An 18,210-nucleotide genomic window follows, 5' to 3' on the forward strand; every position below is an offset into this window, starting at 1 on the left:
CCCCCCCCCCCCCCCTTTTTTTTTGGGCTTTTAACCCCCACCCGCCGGCGCCCCCCCCCCCCGCCTTTTTGTTTTCGGGGGGCCGCCCCCCCCCCGCCGCTACCGTGTTTGGGCTTCGCCCTGTAACCGCAGCGTCGCCATGACGCCTAGGCGCAGCTCGCCGGCGTCGGTGCCCTCGGTTGCCGGCAGTCTCAACGGCTGCTGGCCCATGCCGGCGAAATACTTCACCTGGAAGAGCACGTCCAGGCCGTGCCCACGTGCCGCACCGGCCGCCGACGGCGGGTCGACCCGCTCACCGGGATTCTTGCGGGCCGGCTGGAACCCCGGGGAGTTGCCGACCAGTTCCGGCGTGCCGGCAGAGAAGTCGCCGGCGATCAACGAGGGCAGGCCATCGGCGGTGGCGCCGATCCAGGTCATCAGGTCACTGGTCTGGTGCTGGCGGACCTGTGCCTCGTCCGGGTCCGGGCGCAACCGGGCCACGTAAACGTTGACCAGTTCCTCCTGCAGCTTCACCCGCAGCATGCCCGCCGCGCTGTACTGCCCGGGCGGATGCAGCAGGGTCACGCCGTCCTCGGCCACCGGCAGCCGGCTGAGCAGGGCGCTGCCATGGCGCAGGGGTTGGCTCGGCGGGTCCGCGGTGACGAAATCGCAGCTGTAGCGCAGCCGGGTGGCCAGCCAGCAGGCCGGGTTGCGGCCCTGGGTCTGCAACACCCGCTGCACGGCGATCACGTCCGGCTGCAGCGCCTCCAGGACCTGCAGGAGCTGGTCGCGACGCTGTTCCCACTGGCTTTCGTCCAGGGTGGGCAGCTCCAGCGTGGCGATCTTGAGCACGCGCGTGGCGTCCTCGCTCTGGCGCGCGAAGGCGGTTGGGGCAGACAACAGGAGCAGCAGAAGCCAGCCGGGCCAGCGCGCTGCGACAACCGTGGGGTGGATGCGCATAACGATAAGTTTACGCTTCGGCCGTCGACGCGCCGTGACTTCCGGCGGGTTCAATGCGACTCGCCTGCCATGTCGCGAACGACCTGTCACGTAGGGCCGCAGCGTGCGCGCCCGCGGTCCATCCGGTAACCTTGCGCCCTTTGAAGCCGCAGGACAGCCCCAACGAATGAGCACGATCGCAGCCGCCAGCGCCGGCAAGGGAAAAATGCCGCGCCAGATTCCGTACATCATCGGCAATGAGGCCTGCGAGCGGTTCAGTTTCTACGGGATGCGCAACATCCTGGTGCAGTTCCTGATCACCTCGCTGCTGCTGCAGGAGATCACCGCCGATGGCCGGGCCGGCGAGGCCAAGGACATCATGCACAGCTTCATGATCGGCGTGTACTTCTTCCCGCTGCTCGGCGGCTGGCTGGCCGACAAGTTCTTCGGCAAGTACCACACCATTCTCTGGTTCAGCCTGATCTACTGCGCCGGGCACGCCTGCCTGGCGCTGTTCGAGAACAGCCGCGAGGGCTTCTTCCTCGGCCTGGGCCTGATCGCGCTGGGCGCGGGCGGCATCAAGCCGCTGGTGGCCTCGTTCATGGGCGACCAGTTCGACCAGAGCAACAAGCACCTGGCCAAGTTCGTCTTCGATGCCTTCTACTGGATCATCAACTTCGGCTCGCTGTTTGCTTCGCTGCTGATCCCGCTGGCGCTGAAGAACCTGGGCCCGCAGTGGGCGTTCGGCATCCCGGGCATCCTGATGTTCGTGGCCACGTTCGTGTTCTGGCTGGGCCGCAAGCGCTACGTGCTGGTGCCGCTGCCGCCGAAGGACCCGCATTCGTTCGGCAACGTGGTGCGTACCGCGCTGACGGCGCAGGTGCCGGGCAAGGGCCGTCCGGGCTTCACCCTGGCCGTGCTGGGCGTGGTGCTGGCGGTGGCCTCGATGGGTCTGGTCGGCAGCCTGGGCATCGTGATCTGCCTGTGCATCGCGCTGGTGCTGGTCCTGGCCGGCGTGGGCGGCGGTACCTGGATCCAGCTCGACCGCGCCCGTGCGGTGCACCCGGCCGAGGCCGTGGAAGGCGTGCGTTCGGTGCTGCGCGTGCTGGTGATCTTCGCGCTGACCACGCCGTTCTTCTCGCTGTTCGACCAGAAGGCCTCCACCTGGGTGCTGCAGGGCCAGCAGATGGCGATGCCGTCGTGGTTCACCGCCTCGCAGATGCAGGCGCTGAACCCGCTGCTGGTCATGATCCTCATTCCGTTCAACAACCTGGTGCTGTACCCGGCGCTGCGCCGCTTCGGCTTCGAGCCGACCGCGCTGCGCCGCATGACCGCCGGCATCGCCTTCAGCGGCCTGGCCTGGATCGTGGTCGGCGGCATCCAGGTGATGATGGACGGCGGCAACGTCATGTCCATCTTCTGGCAGATGCTGCCGTACGCGCTGCTGACCTTCGGCGAGGTGCTGGTCTCGGCAACGGGGTTGGAGTTCGCCTACAGCCAGGCGCCGCAGGCGATGAAGGGCGTGGTGATGAGCTTCTGGAACCTCACCACCACCATCGGCAACCTGTGGGTGCTGCTGTCCAACGCGGCGGTGCGCAACGACACGGTGACCCACAAGATCGCCAGTACCGGGCTCAGCGAGGCAGCGTTCCTGATGTTCTTCTTCGCCGGCTTCGCGTTCGTGGCGGCGTTGGCCTTCGGTTGGTATGCAATGCGCTATCGTATGGTCGACAACTACCGCGCTGCCTGAGTACCCCCATGTCCCTGACCCCCGTCAACCTGTTGCTGATCGCCATCACCGTCCTGGTGTCGTGGATGGCGTTCAACAATCGTGCGCTGTACGACCGCCTGATCCTGTGGCCGCCGGCGGTGGACCGCAAACGCCAGTACGACCGGCTGATCACCTCCGGCTTCATCCATGCGGGCTGGCAGCATCTGCTGTTCAACATGATCACGCTGTTCTTCTTCGGCGGGCAGATCGAAACGCTGATGGTCCGCCTGACCGGCAGCTACCTGACCTACCCGGCGTTCTATCTGGGCGCGATGCTGGTGTCGAGCCTGCCGAGCTACCTGAAGAACCAGAAGAACCCGAACTTCGCCAGCCTGGGCGCCTCGGGTGCGGTGTCGGCGGTGTTGTTCGCCTTCATCCTGCTCAGCCCGTGGAGCATCATCTTCGTGTTCTTCATTCCCGCGCCGGCGATCATCTACGCGGCGTTCTTCGTGGGCTACAGCATCTGGATGGAGCGCCAGGGCGCGCAGGGCGTCGACTACCGCGCACACCTGGCCGGTGCCGCGTTCGGCGTGCTGTTCATGCTGGCAATGGAGCCGGCGATCTTCCAGCACTTCCTGGTCGAGCTGAGCAACCCGCGCTTGAACCTGGGCGGCGGCTGACGGGAAGGGCGGTCACGACCGTCGGTATGCCTGCCGCGGCAGGCACCCTTCGGGCCGTCGACAAGCGACGTTAGGAACGGCTCTGCCGTTCCTTGCGTGACCCTCCGCAAACCTTACGCGGCGAAACGCTGGTCGGCACCGTAGGTGCTGAGCAGGCGGGCGTAGACCTCGTTGTCGATCAGATCGAACTCCGAGCCCTGCGTCTGGCCGTTCAGCGCAAGCTGGAACAGGCCTTCCAGCAGCGAGCTGTCGGCGTCGCCGGGCTGGGTGAAATCGGGTGCGTGGTCCATGTGGAACTCCTTGTGACACGGATGGGGCAGGCAGGTGTCGCAAAACGCGTGCCAGCTTTTGCGCCCTGTCCGTACCCGATATCGGCTTGAATCGGCACGACTTTAGGCCGCCCCACAACGTGGTTTGCCGCCGAAGCGGCCATGACCGCGCGGGTGGGGTGGATCGGCCCTCAACCGTCAGGGGAAGTGGCTGGATGTGACAAAATTTGTCGGGAGTTGCCCCTGTTCAGGCTTCACGCGATCATGGCGCTACGCTGCGCACTATCGCGACAGTCGCCGCAGGAGACAGTGCCCATGGCTTCGGTCACCCCGCCCGGATTGGCTTACGAGGTGGAGCACGATCTGGCCCGCCACCGGTTCCAGGCCCGCATCCGTGGGCACCTGGCGCTGCTGGACTACCAGATCAAGCGCAAGCGGATGGTCATCACCCATACCGAGGTCCCCGAGCCGATCAGCGGCCAGGGCATCGCGGGGGAGCTGACCAAGGTGGCGCTGCGCTATGCGCGCGAGAACAAGCTCAAGGTGGTGCCGGCCTGCGCCTATGCCGAAGCCTTCCTGGAGCGGCACGAGGAATACAACGACCTGCTGGTGCGCTGAGCGCGGCAGGGGATGTTTCAGGGACGAAGGTCATGATGCTCGGATTCAACAAGGGGATTGCAATGAACATCGCAGGAAACCGCCGCGCGCTGCGTACTGGTGCGCTGGCGTTGGCCGTGGGGCTGGTGCTGCTGGCCGGCTGCAAGCGCGACGCGGACAGTGCCGCACCGGCACCGGCCGACAGCGCCGCCACGGCGTCGCCCGGCACCGTGGAAACCCCGGCCGCGGCCGAGGCACCGGTCGAGCTGCGCGACGTGATCGAAAACACGCCGCAGGCCGTGATCGGCATCAGCTACCCGCAGGACGTAAACCGCTATCCGGGGTTGGCCAAGGCGCTGTCGGACTACGCCGCCGCCGCGCGCGCCGAGCTGCAGCAGGCGGTGGACGGCCTGGGCAATGACAAGCCGACCATGCCGTACGAACTGTCGCTGAGCTTCGAGAAGGTGCTGGACACCCCGCAACTGGTGGTGATCAGCGCCGATGGCAGCCGCTACACCGGCGGCGCGCATGGCGAGCCGCTGGTGGCCCGCTTCGTGTGGCTGCCCGAACAGCAGCAGATGCTCACCGCCGACAAACTGATCGCCGATGCCAAGGGCTGGGACGTGGTCAGCGATTATGTCGCCGACCAGCTGAAAGAGCGCGTGGCCACCCGGCTGAGCAGCGAAGACATGGAGCCGGGCCAGCTGCAGGAGTCGCTGCGCAGCGCCAGCCGGATGATCGCCGATGGCACCGACGCCAGCGCCGACAACTTCAGCCAGTTCCAGCCGCTGACCGACGCGGCCGGGCATATCAACGCCGTGCGCTTCGTGTTCCCGCCGTACCAGGTGGGGCCGTACTCGGATGGCACGCAGACGGTGGACGTACCGGCCAGCGTGTTGGCGCCGCACGTGGCCCCGGCCTACGCCGGGCTGTTCGCCAAGGGCTAGCGGAGGCCGGGCCGTGGACGTGGGGCTGCAACGGCGGGTGATCGAGTTGCTGCACGAGGCGGACGTCACCGTCGACGGTGACCGCCCGCATGACCTGCACGTACACGACTCGCAGTTCTATCCGCGCGTCATCGCCCAGGGCTCGCTCGGCCTGGGCGAGAGCTACATGGACGGGCAGTGGGATGCCGCCTCGCTGGACGGCTTCCTGCTGCACCTGATGCATGCCCACCTGGACGAACGCGTGCACGGCTGGCGCGAGCTGGCCGATGCGCTCAAGGCGCGGCTGTTCAATCTGCAGGCCGGCGGCGGCAACCTGGAAGTGGGGCGCCGCCATTACGACCTGGGCAACGATCTCTACCACGCTATGCTCGGCAAGCGGCTGGTCTACAGCTGCGGTTACTGGGCGCAGGCCGACGACCTGGACAGCGCGCAGGAGGCCAAGCTCGACCTGATCTGCCGCAAGCTCGGGCTGCGCCCGGGCCAGCGCGTGCTCGACATCGGCTGCGGCTGGGGCGAGGCGCTGAAGTTCGCCGCCGAGCGCTACGGCGTGAGCGGGGTGGGCATCACCATCTCGCAGGAACAGGCCGACTACGCCCGTGAGCTGTGCGCGGGGCTGCCCATCGAGATCCGCCTGCAGGACTACCACGACGTCGAGGACACCTTCGACGCGATCCTGTCGGTCGGCATGTTCGAGCATGTGGGCGACAAGAACTACCGCAGCTATTTCGAGATGGCGCGGCGTTGCCTGGCGCCGGAAGGCTTGTTCCTGCTGCACAGTATCGGCAGCAACATCTCGCGCCACCGCACCGATCCGTGGATCGCGCGCTACATCTTCCCGAACTCGATGCTGCCCTCGGCCGCTCAGATCACGGCCGCCTACGAGGGGTTGTTCGTATTGGAGGACTGGCACAGCTTCGGTGCCGACTACGACCGCACCCTGCAGGCCTGGCGTGCCAACGTGGAGGCCGCATGGTCGCGGCTCGATCCGCAGCGCTATGACCAACGCTTCAAGCGCATGTGGCGGTTCTACCTGGCCGGCTCCATGGCCAGTTTCCGCTGCCGCCATGCGCAGTTGTGGCAGCTGGTGCTGTCGCCGGACGGCGTGCCGGGCGGGTACATCGCGCCGCGGTGAGCGTGTGTTGCTGATGACGGTGATCGACGCTGGCGCAACGGTGTGGCACATTCCGCACACGACAAAGGAGAGGTCGATGCGGCTGCTGCTGATGACAGGGGTACTGGCGTTGGGCGTGTCCGGCATCGCCCTGGGGGCCGATTGCCCGCAGGTGGACGTGCGTGACACCGGGCGTGTCGAATCGAATGGTTGGGGCGCGGCGCGGCAGTTCGAGGTGAAGAACCTGGGTGCTGATCGCGTTGGATTCCTGGTGTGGCGCGGCGCTTTGGTGCCTTGGGTATACGGTCATTCGGCCGACATTGAAGTGGAGGTCAATGGGCGGTGGCGGCCTTACATCATTTCGCTGGACGAGTACATTCCTCCTCACTACACGCTGTGGGTGAAGCCCGGGCAGTCGCGTCGCGTCGCGGTAGGCGAACCGCAGTGGGGAAGCGGATTTACCGGTAGCAGAGGCGATATCGACAAGGGTCCGTTCACCCTCCGTCTTTCCGATCACCGGTTCAAATGCACCTACCGATCCGAACCTTTTGTCCCGGCTGAAATGGATGTGAGGAAATGACGAGGTGCCTGGAACGTTGCTGGGGAGCTATGTGTGAGTGCTGCTGAAACGCTTCAAGCGTTGCGCGAGATCGAGTTTCACGACGCGCTGCTGGGTGATCTGGCGTTCTGCGTGGAAACACGGTCCTGCACCGTGCAGATGGCGATCTATGAAACAGAGCACGCGAGGCACAGGACCGAGGCAACGCTCGCAATGACGTCGGTCGAGCGTTGTTTTGCCAGCCTGGATTTCAGGAATCTGCTGGACAACGCGTGTGCAGGCAACGTCCAGAATTGCCGGGTGGATGTCGAGCGCGGTGCAGTGCGGCACTATCTGTGCGGAGGGATGCTGGAGACCATTCCGGGCAGCGTATCGCTGAGCTATGGCCGGGAGCTTGATGCAGTTGATGCGGTCGATCAGACGCTTGGTGGTACCACGATAGCCGACTCGTTCACGGCGCTTGCAGGCGTGGAGTTCATGAATTCGATTCTGCAGAGGGTCGAGGTTTCACCGAAACAGGGAACGTGTACGCTGCATGTTCAGATGTGCCCGAGGGAGGATTCGCTTGACCGCGTCGCTGCGCGGATCGAACTGACGGGTGTGGTCTTCTGCCTCGTCAGCATGGATATGCCGAGCCTTGCCCTCGAACGGATGCACGGGAACGCCCTGGTTTGCCATGTGGAAGAGAAACGCAACGTATTCAGGTGGTACCTGATGGACGGCTTGATCGATGTCCGCGCGAAATCCGTGTCTTTGATTCGGGATTGACGTTGTGGGTGGCGCCACAAGAAACCGCCCGGTTTCCCGGGCGGTTTTTTTGTTTCAACAGCAGATCAAGGGATTAGCGGACTAACAGTCCGCTCTACACAGTCCGCGTTACTTCTTTTCGGCGGTCAGGCCGCGCTTTTCGAGCAGCGGCTCGATCTGTGGGGCGTGGCCGGCGAAGTTCTGGAACAGCTGCATCGCATCCACGCTGCCACCCTTGGACAGCAGGGTTTCGCGGAAGTGGTCGCCGTTCTTGCGGCTCAGGCCGCCGTTGTCGCGGAACCACTTCTGGGTGTTGGCGTCGAGCACTTCCGACCAGATGTAGGCGTAGTAGCCGGCCGAGTAGCCGCCCATGATGTGGCTGAAGTACGGGGTCTTGTAACGCGGCGGAACCGGCGCGTAGTAGATGCCGTCCTTCTCCAGCGCCGCGCGCTCGAAGGCCATCACGTCCTTGGCGGCCGGCACCTGGTCCGGGCCGATCTGGTGCCAGCGCTGGTCAAGCATCGCCGCGCCCAGGTATTCGGTGGTGGCAAAGCCCTGGTTGAACTTGGCGGCGGCAATCACCTTGTCCAGCAGCGCCTGCGGCATCGCGGTGCCGTTCTGGTAGTGCTTGGCGTAGTTCTTCAGGATCAGCGGGTTGTCCGACCACATCTCGTTGACCTGCGAGGGGAACTCGACGAAGTCGCGCGGCACCGAGGTGCCCGAGAAATAGGGGTACTTCACGTTCGAGAACATGCCGTGCAGGGCGTGGCCGAATTCGTGGAAGGTGGTGGTCACTTCATCCCAGGTCAGCAGGGTCGGCTGGCCAGCCGGCGGCTTGGGGATGTTGAGGTGGTTGGCCACCACCGGCTTGAAGCCGGTCAGCGCCGACTGCGAGACGTAGGAGTTCATCCACGCACCGCCACGCTTGGACGCGCGTGCGTACGGGTCGAAGATGAAGATCGCCAGCTGGCTGCCGTCGGCGTCGAACACGTCGTAGACGGTGACATCGTCGTGGTAGACCGGCAGGTCGGTGCGCTGCTTGAAGGTCAGGCCGTATTCCTGGTTGGCGGCGAAGAACACGCCGTTCTCCAGCACGTTCTTCAGCTCGAAGTACGGCTTGAGCTGGGATTCGTCGAAGTTGTACTTGGCCTGGCGCACCTTCTCGCTGTAGTACGCCCAGTCCCATGCTTCGAGCTGGAAGGTCGGCTTGCCGGCGGCCTTCTGTTCCTTGTCGATCATCGCCTGCAGGTCGGCGGCTTCGCGCTTGGCGTTGGCGACGGCGGCCGGGGCGAGCTGGCCGAGCATGGCGTTGACCGCTTCGGGATTCTTGGCGGTCTGGTTGGTCAGGTTGTAGGCGGCGAAGTTGTCGAAGCCCATCAGCTTGGCCTTGTCGGCGCGCAGCTGCATGATGCGCGAGACCAGCGCGGTGTTGTCGAACTCACCGCCGTGGCTGCCGCGCGCGACGGAGGCGTCGTAGATCTTCTTGCGCAGGTCGCGGTTGGACAGGTTGGTCAGCGGCGGCTGGCCGGTGGTGTTGAGCAGGGCGATGACGTACTTGCCGTCGAGCTTGCGCGCCTTGGCGGCTTCCGAGGCGGCGGCGATCTGCTCGGCCGACAGGCCGTCGAGCTGCTTGACGTCGTCGACGACGATGAACGAGGCATTCACTTCGTTCTGCACGTTCTGGCTGAACTTGGTGCCCAGGTTGGCCAGCTCGGCGTTCATGCTCTTGAGCTTGGTCTTGTCGGCCTCGTTGAGCTTGGCGCCGGCGCGCACATAGCTCTCGTAGTACTTCTCGACCAGGCGCACGCCTTCGGCGTCGAGGCCGAGCTGGTTGCGGGTGTCATACAGCGCCTGGATGCGGGCGAACAGCTTGCCGTTCAGCGCGATGGCGTCGCTGTGCGCGGCGAACTTGGCCGAGTAGTCGGCCTGCAGCTTCTTGCGGGTGTCGTTGGTGTCGGCGCCGACCAGGCTGAAGAACACGGTGGTCGCACGGTCCAGGGTGTCACCGCTCTTTTCCAGGGCGATGAGGGTGTTGTCGAAGGTCGGCTTGGCCTTGTTGTTGGCAATGGCCTCCACTTCCTTCAGCTGCTGGGCCATGCCAGCGTCGAAGGCGGGGGCGAAGTCGCTGTCCTTGATCTTGTCGAACTGGGGATAGTGCAGCGGCAGCGTGCTGTCGGCGAAGAACGGGTTGGCCTGCTGGGCATTGGCGGCCACGGGGGTGGCGGCAACGGCGGAATAGGCGGGCAGGGCAAGGCCGAGGGTCACGGCGACGGCAAGGGCAAGGCGGGTGGTCAAGGGGTAATCTCCGGTCAGACAAGTGCCCGAGGTTAACCCGGCCCGGCGGGGCGAGGCTTGTGTCGAAAGGCATGTGCGGAGCGGTCGCAGCCCTGCGCGTCGCCAGAACGGTAGAGCCACCCCATGGGTGGCTGCGCGATGCCCCGACGATGCTCAGCCACCCATGGGGTGGCTCTACAATGGCCTCAATACCCCTGGAGAACGACCATGACCACCGCATTCGATTTCTCGTTCGTGGACCTGGACGGCCAGAAGCAGGATCTTGACCAGTACCGTGGCAAGGCCCTGTTGCTGGTGAACGTCGCCAGCAAATGCGGCTTCACGCCCCAGTACGAGGGTCTGGAGAAGGTGTGGCGCGAGTACCGCGACCAGGGCCTGGTGGTGATCGGCTTCCCCTGCGACCAGTTCGGCCACCAGGAGCCGGGTAACGCCGAGGAGATCCGGAATTTCTGCTCGCTGACCTATGAAGTGGACTTCCCGCTGTCGGAGAAGGTCGACGTCAACGGGGACACTGCCCATCCGCTCTGGAAATGGTTGAAGGCCGAGAAGACCGGCCTGCTGGGCTTCAGTGGCATCAAATGGAACTTCAGCAAGTTCCTGATCGGCCGCGACGGCAAGGTGCTCGAACGCTACGCGCCCACCGACAAGCCGGAAAACCTGCGCGGCGACATTGAGGCTGCGTTGGAGTAACCGTGGGACACGCATGGCGTGTCGCTACGGGTTCCCCACGGCGCCGCAACGGGCGGCCATCCCATGGTTGGCTTTGCGGTGCCCGAACGGGGTAGAGCCACCCCATGGGTGGCTGCGCGGTGCCCGAACGGGGGTAGAGCCACCCCATGGGTGGCTGCGCGGTGCCGGCTGACGCTCAGCCACCCATGGGGTGGCTCTACGGTTTGATGTGCCGGGTTGGCGTTATTTCTCGACGAACGCGCGCTCGAACACGTAATGGCCCGGGGTGCCGATGCGCGGGGAGGTCTGGAAGCCGCGCGCGTCCAGCACGCTGCGCAGGTCGGCCAGCATCTGCGGGCTGCCGCAGATCATGGCGCGGTCGTTTTCCGGGCTCAGCTCGGGCAGGCCCAGGGTGCGCTGCATCTCGCCGCTTTCCATCAGCGAGGTCAGGCGGCCCTGGTTCGGGAATGCTTCGCGGGTCACGGCGGGGTAGTAGAGCAGCTTGTCGCCGATCATCTCGCCCAGGAACTCGTGCTCGCGCAGTTCCTTCTCGAACAGGTCGCGGTAGGCCAGGTCCTTTTCGTAACGCACGCCGTGGGTGAGGATCACCTTGTCGAAGCGCTCGTAGGTTTCCGGGTCCTTGATCACCGACAGCCACGGCGCCAGGCCGGTGCCGGTACCCAGCAGGTACAGGTGCTTGCCCGGGTGCAGGTCGCTGATGAGCAGGGTGCCGGTGGGCTTCTTGCCGACCAGCACCTTGTCGCCCGGCTTGATGTGCTGCAGGCGCGAGGTCAGCGGGCCGTCCTGGACCTTGATGCTGAAGAACTGGAGGTTCTCTTCCCAGTTGGCGCTGGCGATGGAATACGCACGCAGCAGCGGCCGCGTCTCGGTTTCGAGGCCGATCATCACGAACTGGCCGTTCTCGAAGCGGAAACCGCTGTCGCGGGTCGTGGTGAAGCTGAAGTAGGCGTCGGTCCAGTGACGGACCTCAAGCACCGTTTCGGCGCCGAAAGCGGAAGACATGGGGTGGGGTCTGATCTGTGTTGTCCCGCTCAGTTTAGCTCAAATGAGATAAATTCTCATTGAACCCCGATTGGCCGGTCAGCGGGGCAGAGCCCCGCTCTACCGGTAACCCGCCGCCTGCAGCTCGAACAGCTCCGCGTAGCGGCCGCCCTGGGTCATCAGCTGGGCGTGGGTGCCACTGGCCTCGATCCGGCCGCCGGCCAGCACCAGGATGCGGTCGGCCATGCGCACAGAGGAGAAGCGGTGCGAGATCAGCACGGCGGTGCGGTTGTCCGACAGCTCCTTGAAGCGCTGGAACACCTCGAATTCGGCGCGCGCATCCAGCGCGGCGGTCGGTTCATCGAGGATCATCACCTGCGCATCGCGCATGTACGCACGGGCGATGGCGATCTTCTGCCACTGCCCGCCGGAGAGGTCCACGCCCTGCTTGAAGCGGCGGCCGATCAACTGCTCGTAGCCGTGCGGCAGGGCGGCGATGACATCCTCGGCCATGCCGCGGCGGGCGGCGTCGCGGATGCGCGCATCGTCGGTCATGGCCTCGACCAGGCCGACGCCGATGTTCTCGCCGGCGCTGAGGTTGTAACGCACGAAGTCCTGGAAGATCACCCCCATGTTGGCGCGCAGATCGTCCAGGTCGTAGTCGCGCAGGTCGCGCCCGTCGAGCAGGATGCGGCCTTCATCGGGGTCGTACAGGCGCGCCAGCAGCTTCACCAACGTGGTCTTGCCCGCCCCGTTCTCACCAACCAGGGCCAGCACTTCACCGGCGCGCAGTTCGAAATCGAGATGGCGCACCGCCCAGGCCTCGGCATCGGGGTAACGGAAGCCCACGTTTTCGAACACGAAGCCCTGGGTGATCGGCTGCGGTACCGGCACCGCATCGGGACGCGAGTGGATCTCCGGCTGGATCTGGAAGAACGAGAACAGATCGTCCAGGTACAGCGCCTGGCTGGCCACCTGCGAGAAGCCGATCAGCAGGCCTTCCAGCAGCTGGCGCAGGCGCAGGAAGCTGCCGGCCAGGAAGGTCAGGTCGCCGATGGAGAAGTCGCCGCGTACGGTGCGCCAGGCGATGTAGGCATACGCGGTGTAATACCCCAACGTGCCCAGCGCGGCCAGCAGCGTGCCCCAGAACGCACGCTTGCGCGCCAGGGCGCGGTTGGCGCGGAAGAATTTCTCGGCCAGGAACCGGTACCGGTCAATCAGGAACCGGTGCAGGTTGAATATTTTCACCTCCTTGGCGGTTTCCACGCTGGCCCCGATCTGGCGCAGGTAGTCGAGCTGGCGGCGCTCGGGCGTCCATTGGAAGTTGAGGCTGTAGCCCACCGCATTGAAATGCGCTTCGCCGATGAAGGCCGGCACCAGCGCCACCGCCAGCAGCAGGATCAGCCACGGCGCATAGACCAGCAGGCCCACCGCCAGGCTGGCCACGGTGATGGCGTCCTGTACCTGGCCAAACAGCTGGCTCATAAGGTTCATGCGCCCCATGGTCTGGCGCCGCGCGCGGTCCAGCTTGTCCTGCAGGTCCGGATCCTCGAAGTCCTCCAGGTCCAGTTCGGCGGCGTGTTCCATCAGCCGGATGCTGGTGACGTTGGTGAACAGCTCCGAGAGCAGTGCGTCGGCGTAGCTGACGATGCGGCCGAGCAGGTCCGAGCCGATCGCCAGGCCGAATTCCAGTGCCAGCAGGGCCAGCAGGGGATTGAGCAGACCGCTGGACAGGGCCTCGCCGAAGGGCGGGAAGCCGGCCTCATGGCGGCTCAGCAGCAGCGCCGCATCGATGATGAGCTTGCCCACGTAGAGCATCGCCACCGGCAGCAGCGCACGGATGACGCGCAGCCCCAGGCTGGCCGTGGCCAGCACGGGGCTGGTCTGCCAGACCTGGCGCAGGAACGGGGGGAGATTGCGCATCGCCTGGAAGCGTTCGCGCAGGCTGGGATTCTTCTGGCCGGCGGGGCCGGCAGCGGGGGAGGCGGGCATGGCACGCATTGTGCCAGCCCGCGTTGTGACAGAACGGTAGGTACCCACCGTTGGTGGGTACGCTTTCCTTATGCCAACGGCGGCAACAACCCCGCGCCCAGCCGGTTCCAGGCGTTGATCACCGCGATGCCCATGCTCAGGTCGCTGATGCCCTTCTCATCGAAATGCGGCGCCAGTGCGTCGAACGCCGCATCCGACGGTGCCGCCGTGCTGAGCCGGGTCAGCGACTCGGCCCAGCCCAGCGCCGTCTTCTCGCGTGCGTCGAAGAAGCGGCTCTCGTGCCAGGCGGGCAGGGTGTCGAGCTTGCGCGGCTCGATGCCGCCCTTGCGCAGCGCCGTGCCGTGCATGTCCATGCAGTAGCCACAGCCATTGATCTGCGACACGCGCAGGAACACCAGCTCCATCAGCGTGGAGTCGATCGAACTGTCATGCACGGCCTTGCTGGTGGCCAACAGGCCCTTGACGGCATCGGCGGCCAGGCGGAGGTAGGGAACACGGGGTGAAGCGGACATGGCGCAACTCCATGACGGCCGCAGTGGCCGTCTTCATCAGGAGGACGCGCCAGCACCGCGCGCTGTGACAAGCGCCTGCAGTTTTTCCGGGTTGAGTACGCTCAGCACCTGCACGATGCGGCCGTCCTCCACGCTGATCAGGGTGACCGAGTGCAGCTGGTCGCCGTCGAAACGCAGGATCGCCGGCTCGCCGTTGACCCAACCGATCCGGGCCGGGTGCGCGCCGTTGCGGCGGGCGATGGCCCAGTACAGCTGGGCGATGCGCTCGGCGCCGAGCAGCGGGCGGATCGCTGCCGTGACCCGCCCGCCGCCGTCGGAGACCATCTCCGCGTTGGCGTGCAGCAGCGACAGCATGGCGGCCTGGTCACCCTGGTGGGAGGCCTGCATGAAGCGGCTGAGCAGGTCGCGGTGCTGGTCGGCACTGACCGCGAAGCGCGCACGCCCGGCCTGCAGCCGCTGCCGGGCGCGGTGCACCAGCTGGCGGCAGTTGGCCTCGGTGTGGTCCAGCAGGGCCGCGATCTGCGGGTAGTCGTGGTCGAAGACATCCTTGAGCAGGAACGCCGCGCGCTCCTCCGGGCCGAGCTGTTCCAGCAGGGCCAGGAACGCGACCGAGACTGCGTCGGCCCGCGCGTGTCGCTCCGCCGGGTCGTGCAGCGGATCGGGGTCCAGCGCGATCTCCAGCGGCTCGGGAAGCCACGGCCCCACGTACTCGATGCGGGCGTTGCGGCGTGCCCTCAGCCGGTCCAGGCCGAGCCGGGTGGTGGCGGTCACCAGCCAGCCTTCCGGGTCGCGGATGCTGGGCACGTCCGCGCCCTGCCAGCGCAGCCAGGCGTCCTGGACCACGTCGTCGGCGTCGCTGCGGCTGCCCAGCAGCCGGTAGGCCAGGGCGAACAGACGGGGGCGGTGGGTCTGGAAGGTATCGATGGGTTCCATGCCGGGAGGACGCTGCAGGGTGCGTGGCTGTGACAGGCGATGCGCGGCCGGGGCCGGGATCGGAGGCGCTAACGGGATCGATTATCAACGCCGGAAGGCGTCAGGGCGTAAAATGGCCGGCTTACCCCCGCCAGCCCCCAGCAAGCGAGCATTACGTGACATCGATCAAGCAGGAAGACCTCATCCAGTCCATCGCCGACGCGCTGCAGTACATCTCGTACTACCACCCGGTCGACTACATCAAGAGCCTTGCCGCCGCCTACGAGCGCGAGGAGTCGCCGGCCGCGAAGGAGGCGATGGCCCAGATCCTGATCAATTCCCGGATGTGTGCCGAGGGCCACCGGCCGATCTGCCAGGACACCGGCATCGTCACCGTGTTCCTGGAAATCGGCATGAACGTCCGCTGGGACGACGCCACCATGGGCGTGGAAGACATGGCCAATGAAGGCGTGCGCCGCGCCTACAACTACCCGGACAACAAGCTGCGCGCCTCGGTGCTGGCCGACCCGGCCGGCAAGCGCACCAATACCAAGGACAACACCCCCGGCGTGGTCAACGTCAAGGTGGTGCCGGGCAACACCGTCGAGGTCATCGTCGCGGCCAAGGGCGGCGGTTCGGAAGCCAAGAGCAAGTTCGCCATGCTCAACCCGTCCGATTCGATCGTGGACTGGGTGCTCAAGACCGTGCCGACCATGGGCGCCGGCTGGTGCCCGCCGGGCATGCTCGGCATCGGCATCGGCGGCACCGCCGAAAAGGCGATGCTGCTGGCCAAGGAATCGCTGATGGAGCCGATCGACATCAATGAGCTCAAGGCCCGTGGCGCGTCCAACCGCGCCGAAGAGCTGCGCCTGGAGCTGTACGACAAGGTCAACGCACTGGGCATCGGTGCGCAGGGTCTGGGCGGCCTGACCACGGTGCTGGACATCAAGGTCAAGGACTTCCCGACCCACGCGGCCAACCTGCCGGTGGCGATGATTCCCAACTGCGCCGCCACCCGCCACGCGCACTTCACCCTGGACGGCAGCGGCCCGGTGATGCTGGACCCGCCGTCGCTGGAAGACTGGCCGGAGATCACCTACGACGCCTCCAAGGGCACCCGCGTCGACCTGGACACGATCACCCCGGAACAGGTGGCCAGCTGGACCCCAGGCCAGACCCTGCTGCTCAACGGCAAGCTGCTCACCGGCCGCGACGCCGCGCACAAGCGCATGGTGGACATGCTCAACAAGGGCGAGCCGCTGCCGGTCGACCTCAAGGGCCGCTTTATCTACTACGTGGGCCCGGTGGATCCGGTGCGCGACGAAGTGGTGGGCCCGGCCGGTCCGACCACCGCCACGCGCATGGACAAGTTCACCCGCCAGGTGCTGGAACAGACCGGCCTGCTGGGCATGGTCGGCAAGGCCGAGCGTGGCCCGGCCGCGATCGATGCGATCCGCGACAACAAGTCGGCCTACCTGATGGCGGTGGGCGGTTCGGCCTACCTGGTGTCCAAGGCGATCAAGGCGGCCAAGGTGGTCGGCTTCGCCGACCTGGGCATGGAGGCCATCTACGAGTTCACCGTGCAGGACATGCCGGTGACCGTGGCGGTGGATTCGACCGGCGAATCGGTGCACATCACCGGCCCGCGCGAGTGGCAGGCCCGCATCGGCAAGATCCCGGTGGTCGTGGCCTGAGGCTCGGTGAACAACGGCGCCCAGTGGCGCCGTTGTTCTTTCTAACGCCGCGCTTCCACCAGCATCCGCACCGCCAGCCCGCCCAGCACGGTGCCCATGAGCGCGCGCTGCACCACCTGCCAGCGCGGTCGCCCGGCCAGGAACGCGGCGATGCTGCCGGCGGCCAGCACGATCATGCCGTTGACGCTGATGCTGGTGGCGATCTGCAACGACCCCAGCAGCAACGACTGCGCCATTACGCTGCCATGGTCGTGCGGCTGGATGAACTGCGGCAGCAGCGAGAGATACAGCACCGCGATCTTCGGGTTGAGCAGCGCGGTGAACAGGCCCATCGAGAACAACCGGCGCGGGCTGTCCTGCGGCAGCGCACGCAGCTCGAACGGCGAACGCCCACCCGGTCGGAGCGCCTGCCAGGCGAGGTACAGCAGGTACAGCGCGCCGCCGATGCGCAGCGCGTCGTAGGCATGGGGCACTGCCATGAACAGCGCGCTGATGCCCAGCACCGCGCACAGCAGATACACCATCAACCCCACCGCGATGCCGCCCAGCGAGACCAGCCCGGCCGCGCGGCCCTGGCAGATCGAGCGCGACACCAGGTAGATCATGTTCGGCCCCGGCGTGAGCACCATGCCCAGCGCGATCAGGCTGAAGGCCAGCAGGTGGGAAGGATCGGGCATGGCAGCACGGCGCTCGGTTGGAGTGTGCGCTGCATGCTAGGCCGCTGCCGGGCGGGACAAAAGGCACAGTGGCGCGGCATTGCAGCGGCCATCTGTATCCATTGCCGGGGGCGGCTGTGCGGGCATAATCAGCGCTTCCCACCTGCAGGTTCCGCGCATGGCCACTACGTTGTATGGATCGTCCAGCACCGCGTCACTGGTGGTGCACTGGCTGCTGATCGAACTGGGCATCGAGCACGAACTGGTGCTGCTCGATTTCGATACGCGCGAACAGAAGTCGGCCGAATACCTGGCGCTCAACCCCGCTGGCCGCGTGCCCACGCTGGTGGTCGACGGGCAGGTGCTGACCGAAGCGGCGGCCATCGCGCTGCACCTGGCCGACCTGCACCCGCAGGCCGGGCTGCTGCCAGCACCGGGGTCGCCCGAGCGCGCGCAGGCCTACCGGTGGATGTTCTGGTGCGCCAATACGCTGCAGCCGGCGTACCGCGCCTGGTTCTATGCCGATGAAGTGGCTGGCGCCGCGAACGTGGACGCGGTGCGCGACAGCGCGCGCCAGCAACTGGAAGCGGGATGGGGGCGGTTTGCCGAGCACCTGCAGCAGGCAGGGCCCTACGTGCTGGGCGAGCAGATCAGCGTGGTTGATTTCATGCTGGTGATGCTGATGCGCTGGTCGCGCAACATGCCCCGGCCGAGCGATACCTGGCCTGTGCTGAAGGCGTATGTCGACCGGCTGAAGGCGCGCCCGGCGTTCGTTGAGGTGTATCGCCGCGAAGGCATCACCGACTGGCGGTGATTACCGCGCAGCCACCCATGGGGTGGCTCTACCGCGGGGAACGAACAATGTGATTGGCGGTGGCACCGCGCAGCCACGCAGGGCGTGGCTCTACGGTTCGGGCTGGTAGAGCCACGCCCTGCGTG

General features: G+C 66.1%; 18 protein-coding genes. 10 read left to right on the forward strand and 8 right to left on the reverse strand.

The features are described from left to right. Positions 1–99: 99 nt before the first annotated feature. Entirely contained in the window at positions 100–939 is an 840-nt protein-coding gene (locus ACOZHM_RS19135; protein ID WP_421570889.1) for an endonuclease/exonuclease/phosphatase family protein, read from the reverse strand. Between the two features lie 166 nt (positions 940–1,105). Between ACOZHM_RS19135 and ACOZHM_RS19140 the strand changes: the two genes are divergently transcribed. After that, positions 1,106–2,668, forward strand: coding sequence for an oligopeptide:H+ symporter (locus ACOZHM_RS19140; protein ID WP_421570890.1), 1,563 nt, complete (start codon positions 1,106–1,108; stop codon positions 2,666–2,668). 8 nt (positions 2,669–2,676) lie between these two features. Further along, positions 2,677–3,309 carry a rhomboid family intramembrane serine protease gene (locus tag ACOZHM_RS19145; RefSeq protein WP_421570891.1) on the forward strand — a complete coding sequence of 211 codons (633 nt, stop codon included), beginning with the start codon at positions 2,677–2,679 and terminating at the stop codon, positions 3,307–3,309. A gap of 113 nt (positions 3,310–3,422) precedes the next feature. On the opposite strand, the gene ACOZHM_RS19150 is transcribed toward ACOZHM_RS19145, so the two are convergent. Continuing rightward, on the reverse strand, positions 3,423–3,599 hold the full coding sequence (locus ACOZHM_RS19150) for a hypothetical protein (RefSeq protein ID WP_421570892.1): 177 nt from the start codon (positions 3,597–3,599) through the stop codon (positions 3,423–3,425). Between the two features lie 294 nt (positions 3,600–3,893). On the opposite strand from ACOZHM_RS19150, the gene ACOZHM_RS19155 reads away from it, so the two are divergent. The 5 genes from ACOZHM_RS19155 to ACOZHM_RS19175 all read left to right on the forward strand — a co-directional run bounded on the left by ACOZHM_RS19155 (position 3,894) and on the right by ACOZHM_RS19175 (position 7,560). Further along, entirely contained in the window at positions 3,894–4,196 is a 303-nt protein-coding gene (locus ACOZHM_RS19155; RefSeq protein WP_421570893.1) for a GNAT family N-acetyltransferase, read from the forward strand. A 62-nt stretch (positions 4,197–4,258) separates the two neighbouring features. Then, positions 4,259–5,122 carry a PdaC/SigV domain-containing protein gene (locus ACOZHM_RS19160; RefSeq protein ID WP_421570894.1) on the forward strand — a complete coding sequence of 288 codons (864 nt, stop codon included), beginning with the start codon at positions 4,259–4,261 and terminating at the stop codon, positions 5,120–5,122. Positions 5,123–5,135: 13 nt separating this feature from the next. Further along, entirely contained in the window at positions 5,136–6,254 is a 1,119-nt protein-coding gene (gene cfa, locus ACOZHM_RS19165) for a cyclopropane fatty acyl phospholipid synthase (RefSeq protein WP_421570895.1), read from the forward strand. 76 nt (positions 6,255–6,330) lie between these two features. Next, the gene (locus ACOZHM_RS19170) at positions 6,331–6,813 is read left to right on the forward strand and encodes a hypothetical protein (protein ID WP_421570896.1); all 483 of its coding nucleotides are present in this window, start codon (positions 6,331–6,333) and stop codon (positions 6,811–6,813) included. Between the two features lie 33 nt (positions 6,814–6,846). Further along, the gene (locus ACOZHM_RS19175; protein WP_421570898.1) at positions 6,847–7,560 is read left to right on the forward strand and encodes a hypothetical protein; all 714 of its coding nucleotides are present in this window, start codon (positions 6,847–6,849) and stop codon (positions 7,558–7,560) included. A 108-nt stretch (positions 7,561–7,668) separates the two neighbouring features. On the opposite strand, the gene ACOZHM_RS19180 is transcribed toward ACOZHM_RS19175, so the two are convergent. After that, positions 7,669–9,834: a M3 family metallopeptidase gene (locus tag ACOZHM_RS19180; protein ID WP_421570899.1), complete on the reverse strand. Its 2,166-nt coding sequence runs from the start codon at positions 9,832–9,834 to the stop codon at positions 7,669–7,671. Positions 9,835–10,041: 207 nt separating this feature from the next. Between ACOZHM_RS19180 and ACOZHM_RS19185 the strand changes: the two genes are divergently transcribed. Then, entirely contained in the window at positions 10,042–10,524 is a 483-nt protein-coding gene (locus ACOZHM_RS19185) for a glutathione peroxidase (protein ID WP_421570900.1), read from the forward strand. Positions 10,525–10,746: 222 nt separating this feature from the next. On the opposite strand, the gene ACOZHM_RS19190 is transcribed toward ACOZHM_RS19185, so the two are convergent. From ACOZHM_RS19190 to sigJ, 4 genes are all read right to left on the reverse strand, one after another. Then, positions 10,747–11,526: a ferredoxin--NADP reductase gene (locus ACOZHM_RS19190; RefSeq protein WP_421570901.1), complete on the reverse strand. Its 780-nt coding sequence runs from the start codon at positions 11,524–11,526 to the stop codon at positions 10,747–10,749. A 99-nt stretch (positions 11,527–11,625) separates the two neighbouring features. Further along, positions 11,626–13,497 carry an ABC transporter ATP-binding protein gene (locus tag ACOZHM_RS19195; RefSeq protein ID WP_421570903.1) on the reverse strand — a complete coding sequence of 624 codons (1,872 nt, stop codon included), beginning with the start codon at positions 13,495–13,497 and terminating at the stop codon, positions 11,626–11,628. 68 nt (positions 13,498–13,565) lie between these two features. Next, complete coding sequence (locus tag ACOZHM_RS19200) at positions 13,566–14,009, reverse strand: carboxymuconolactone decarboxylase family protein (protein WP_421570905.1); 444 nt, start codon at positions 14,007–14,009, stop codon at positions 13,566–13,568. 36 nt (positions 14,010–14,045) lie between these two features. Further along, complete coding sequence (gene sigJ / locus ACOZHM_RS19205) at positions 14,046–14,942, reverse strand: RNA polymerase sigma factor SigJ (protein ID WP_421570906.1); 897 nt, start codon at positions 14,940–14,942, stop codon at positions 14,046–14,048. A 155-nt stretch (positions 14,943–15,097) separates the two neighbouring features. Between sigJ and ACOZHM_RS19210 the strand changes: the two genes are divergently transcribed. Beyond that, positions 15,098–16,615 carry a fumarate hydratase gene (locus tag ACOZHM_RS19210; protein ID WP_421570907.1) on the forward strand — a complete coding sequence of 506 codons (1,518 nt, stop codon included), beginning with the start codon at positions 15,098–15,100 and terminating at the stop codon, positions 16,613–16,615. Positions 16,616–16,656: 41 nt separating this feature from the next. Here the strand turns inward: ACOZHM_RS19210 and ACOZHM_RS19215 are convergent, their stop codons facing one another. Further along, positions 16,657–17,292: a LysE family translocator gene (locus tag ACOZHM_RS19215; protein WP_421570908.1), complete on the reverse strand. Its 636-nt coding sequence runs from the start codon at positions 17,290–17,292 to the stop codon at positions 16,657–16,659. Between the two features lie 157 nt (positions 17,293–17,449). Here ACOZHM_RS19215 and ACOZHM_RS19220 point away from each other — a divergent pair, with 157 nt between their 5' ends. Continuing rightward, positions 17,450–18,085 carry a glutathione S-transferase family protein gene (locus ACOZHM_RS19220; RefSeq protein ID WP_421570909.1) on the forward strand — a complete coding sequence of 212 codons (636 nt, stop codon included), beginning with the start codon at positions 17,450–17,452 and terminating at the stop codon, positions 18,083–18,085. Positions 18,086–18,210 lie beyond the last annotated feature (125 nt).

Source organism: Stenotrophomonas sp. PD6, assembly GCF_049199305.1.
Lineage (GTDB): Bacteria > Pseudomonadota > Gammaproteobacteria > Xanthomonadales > Xanthomonadaceae > Stenotrophomonas.

Bases quoted from the DNA above. Each gene is read 5' to 3' on its own strand.
- ACOZHM_RS19140 (WP_421570890.1), top strand. From the start codon at position 1,106: ATGAGCACGATCGCAGCCGCCAGCGCCGGCAAGGGAAAAATGCCGCGC.
- ACOZHM_RS19220 (WP_421570909.1), top strand. From the start codon at position 17,450: ATGGCCACTACGTTGTATGGATCGTCCAGCACCGCGTCACTGGTGGTG.
- ACOZHM_RS19170 (WP_421570896.1), top strand. From the start codon at position 6,331: ATGCGGCTGCTGCTGATGACAGGGGTACTGGCGTTGGGCGTGTCCGGC.
- ACOZHM_RS19185 (WP_421570900.1), top strand. From the start codon at position 10,042: ATGACCACCGCATTCGATTTCTCGTTCGTGGACCTGGACGGCCAGAAG.
- ACOZHM_RS19135 (WP_421570889.1), bottom strand. From the start codon at position 939: ATGCGCATCCACCCCACGGTTGTCGCAGCGCGCTGGCCCGGCTGGCTT.
- ACOZHM_RS19195 (WP_421570903.1), bottom strand. From the start codon at position 13,497: ATGCCCGCCTCCCCCGCTGCCGGCCCCGCCGGCCAGAAGAATCCCAGC.
- ACOZHM_RS19215 (WP_421570908.1), bottom strand. From the start codon at position 17,292: ATGCCCGATCCTTCCCACCTGCTGGCCTTCAGCCTGATCGCGCTGGGC.
- sigJ (WP_421570906.1), bottom strand. From the start codon at position 14,942: ATGGAACCCATCGATACCTTCCAGACCCACCGCCCCCGTCTGTTCGCC.
- ACOZHM_RS19145 (WP_421570891.1), top strand. From the start codon at position 2,677: ATGTCCCTGACCCCCGTCAACCTGTTGCTGATCGCCATCACCGTCCTG.
- ACOZHM_RS19160 (WP_421570894.1), top strand. From the start codon at position 4,259: ATGAACATCGCAGGAAACCGCCGCGCGCTGCGTACTGGTGCGCTGGCG.
- ACOZHM_RS19190 (WP_421570901.1), bottom strand. From the start codon at position 11,526: ATGTCTTCCGCTTTCGGCGCCGAAACGGTGCTTGAGGTCCGTCACTGG.
- ACOZHM_RS19155 (WP_421570893.1), top strand. From the start codon at position 3,894: ATGGCTTCGGTCACCCCGCCCGGATTGGCTTACGAGGTGGAGCACGAT.
- ACOZHM_RS19200 (WP_421570905.1), bottom strand. From the start codon at position 14,009: ATGTCCGCTTCACCCCGTGTTCCCTACCTCCGCCTGGCCGCCGATGCC.
- ACOZHM_RS19150 (WP_421570892.1), bottom strand. From the start codon at position 3,599: ATGGACCACGCACCCGATTTCACCCAGCCCGGCGACGCCGACAGCTCG.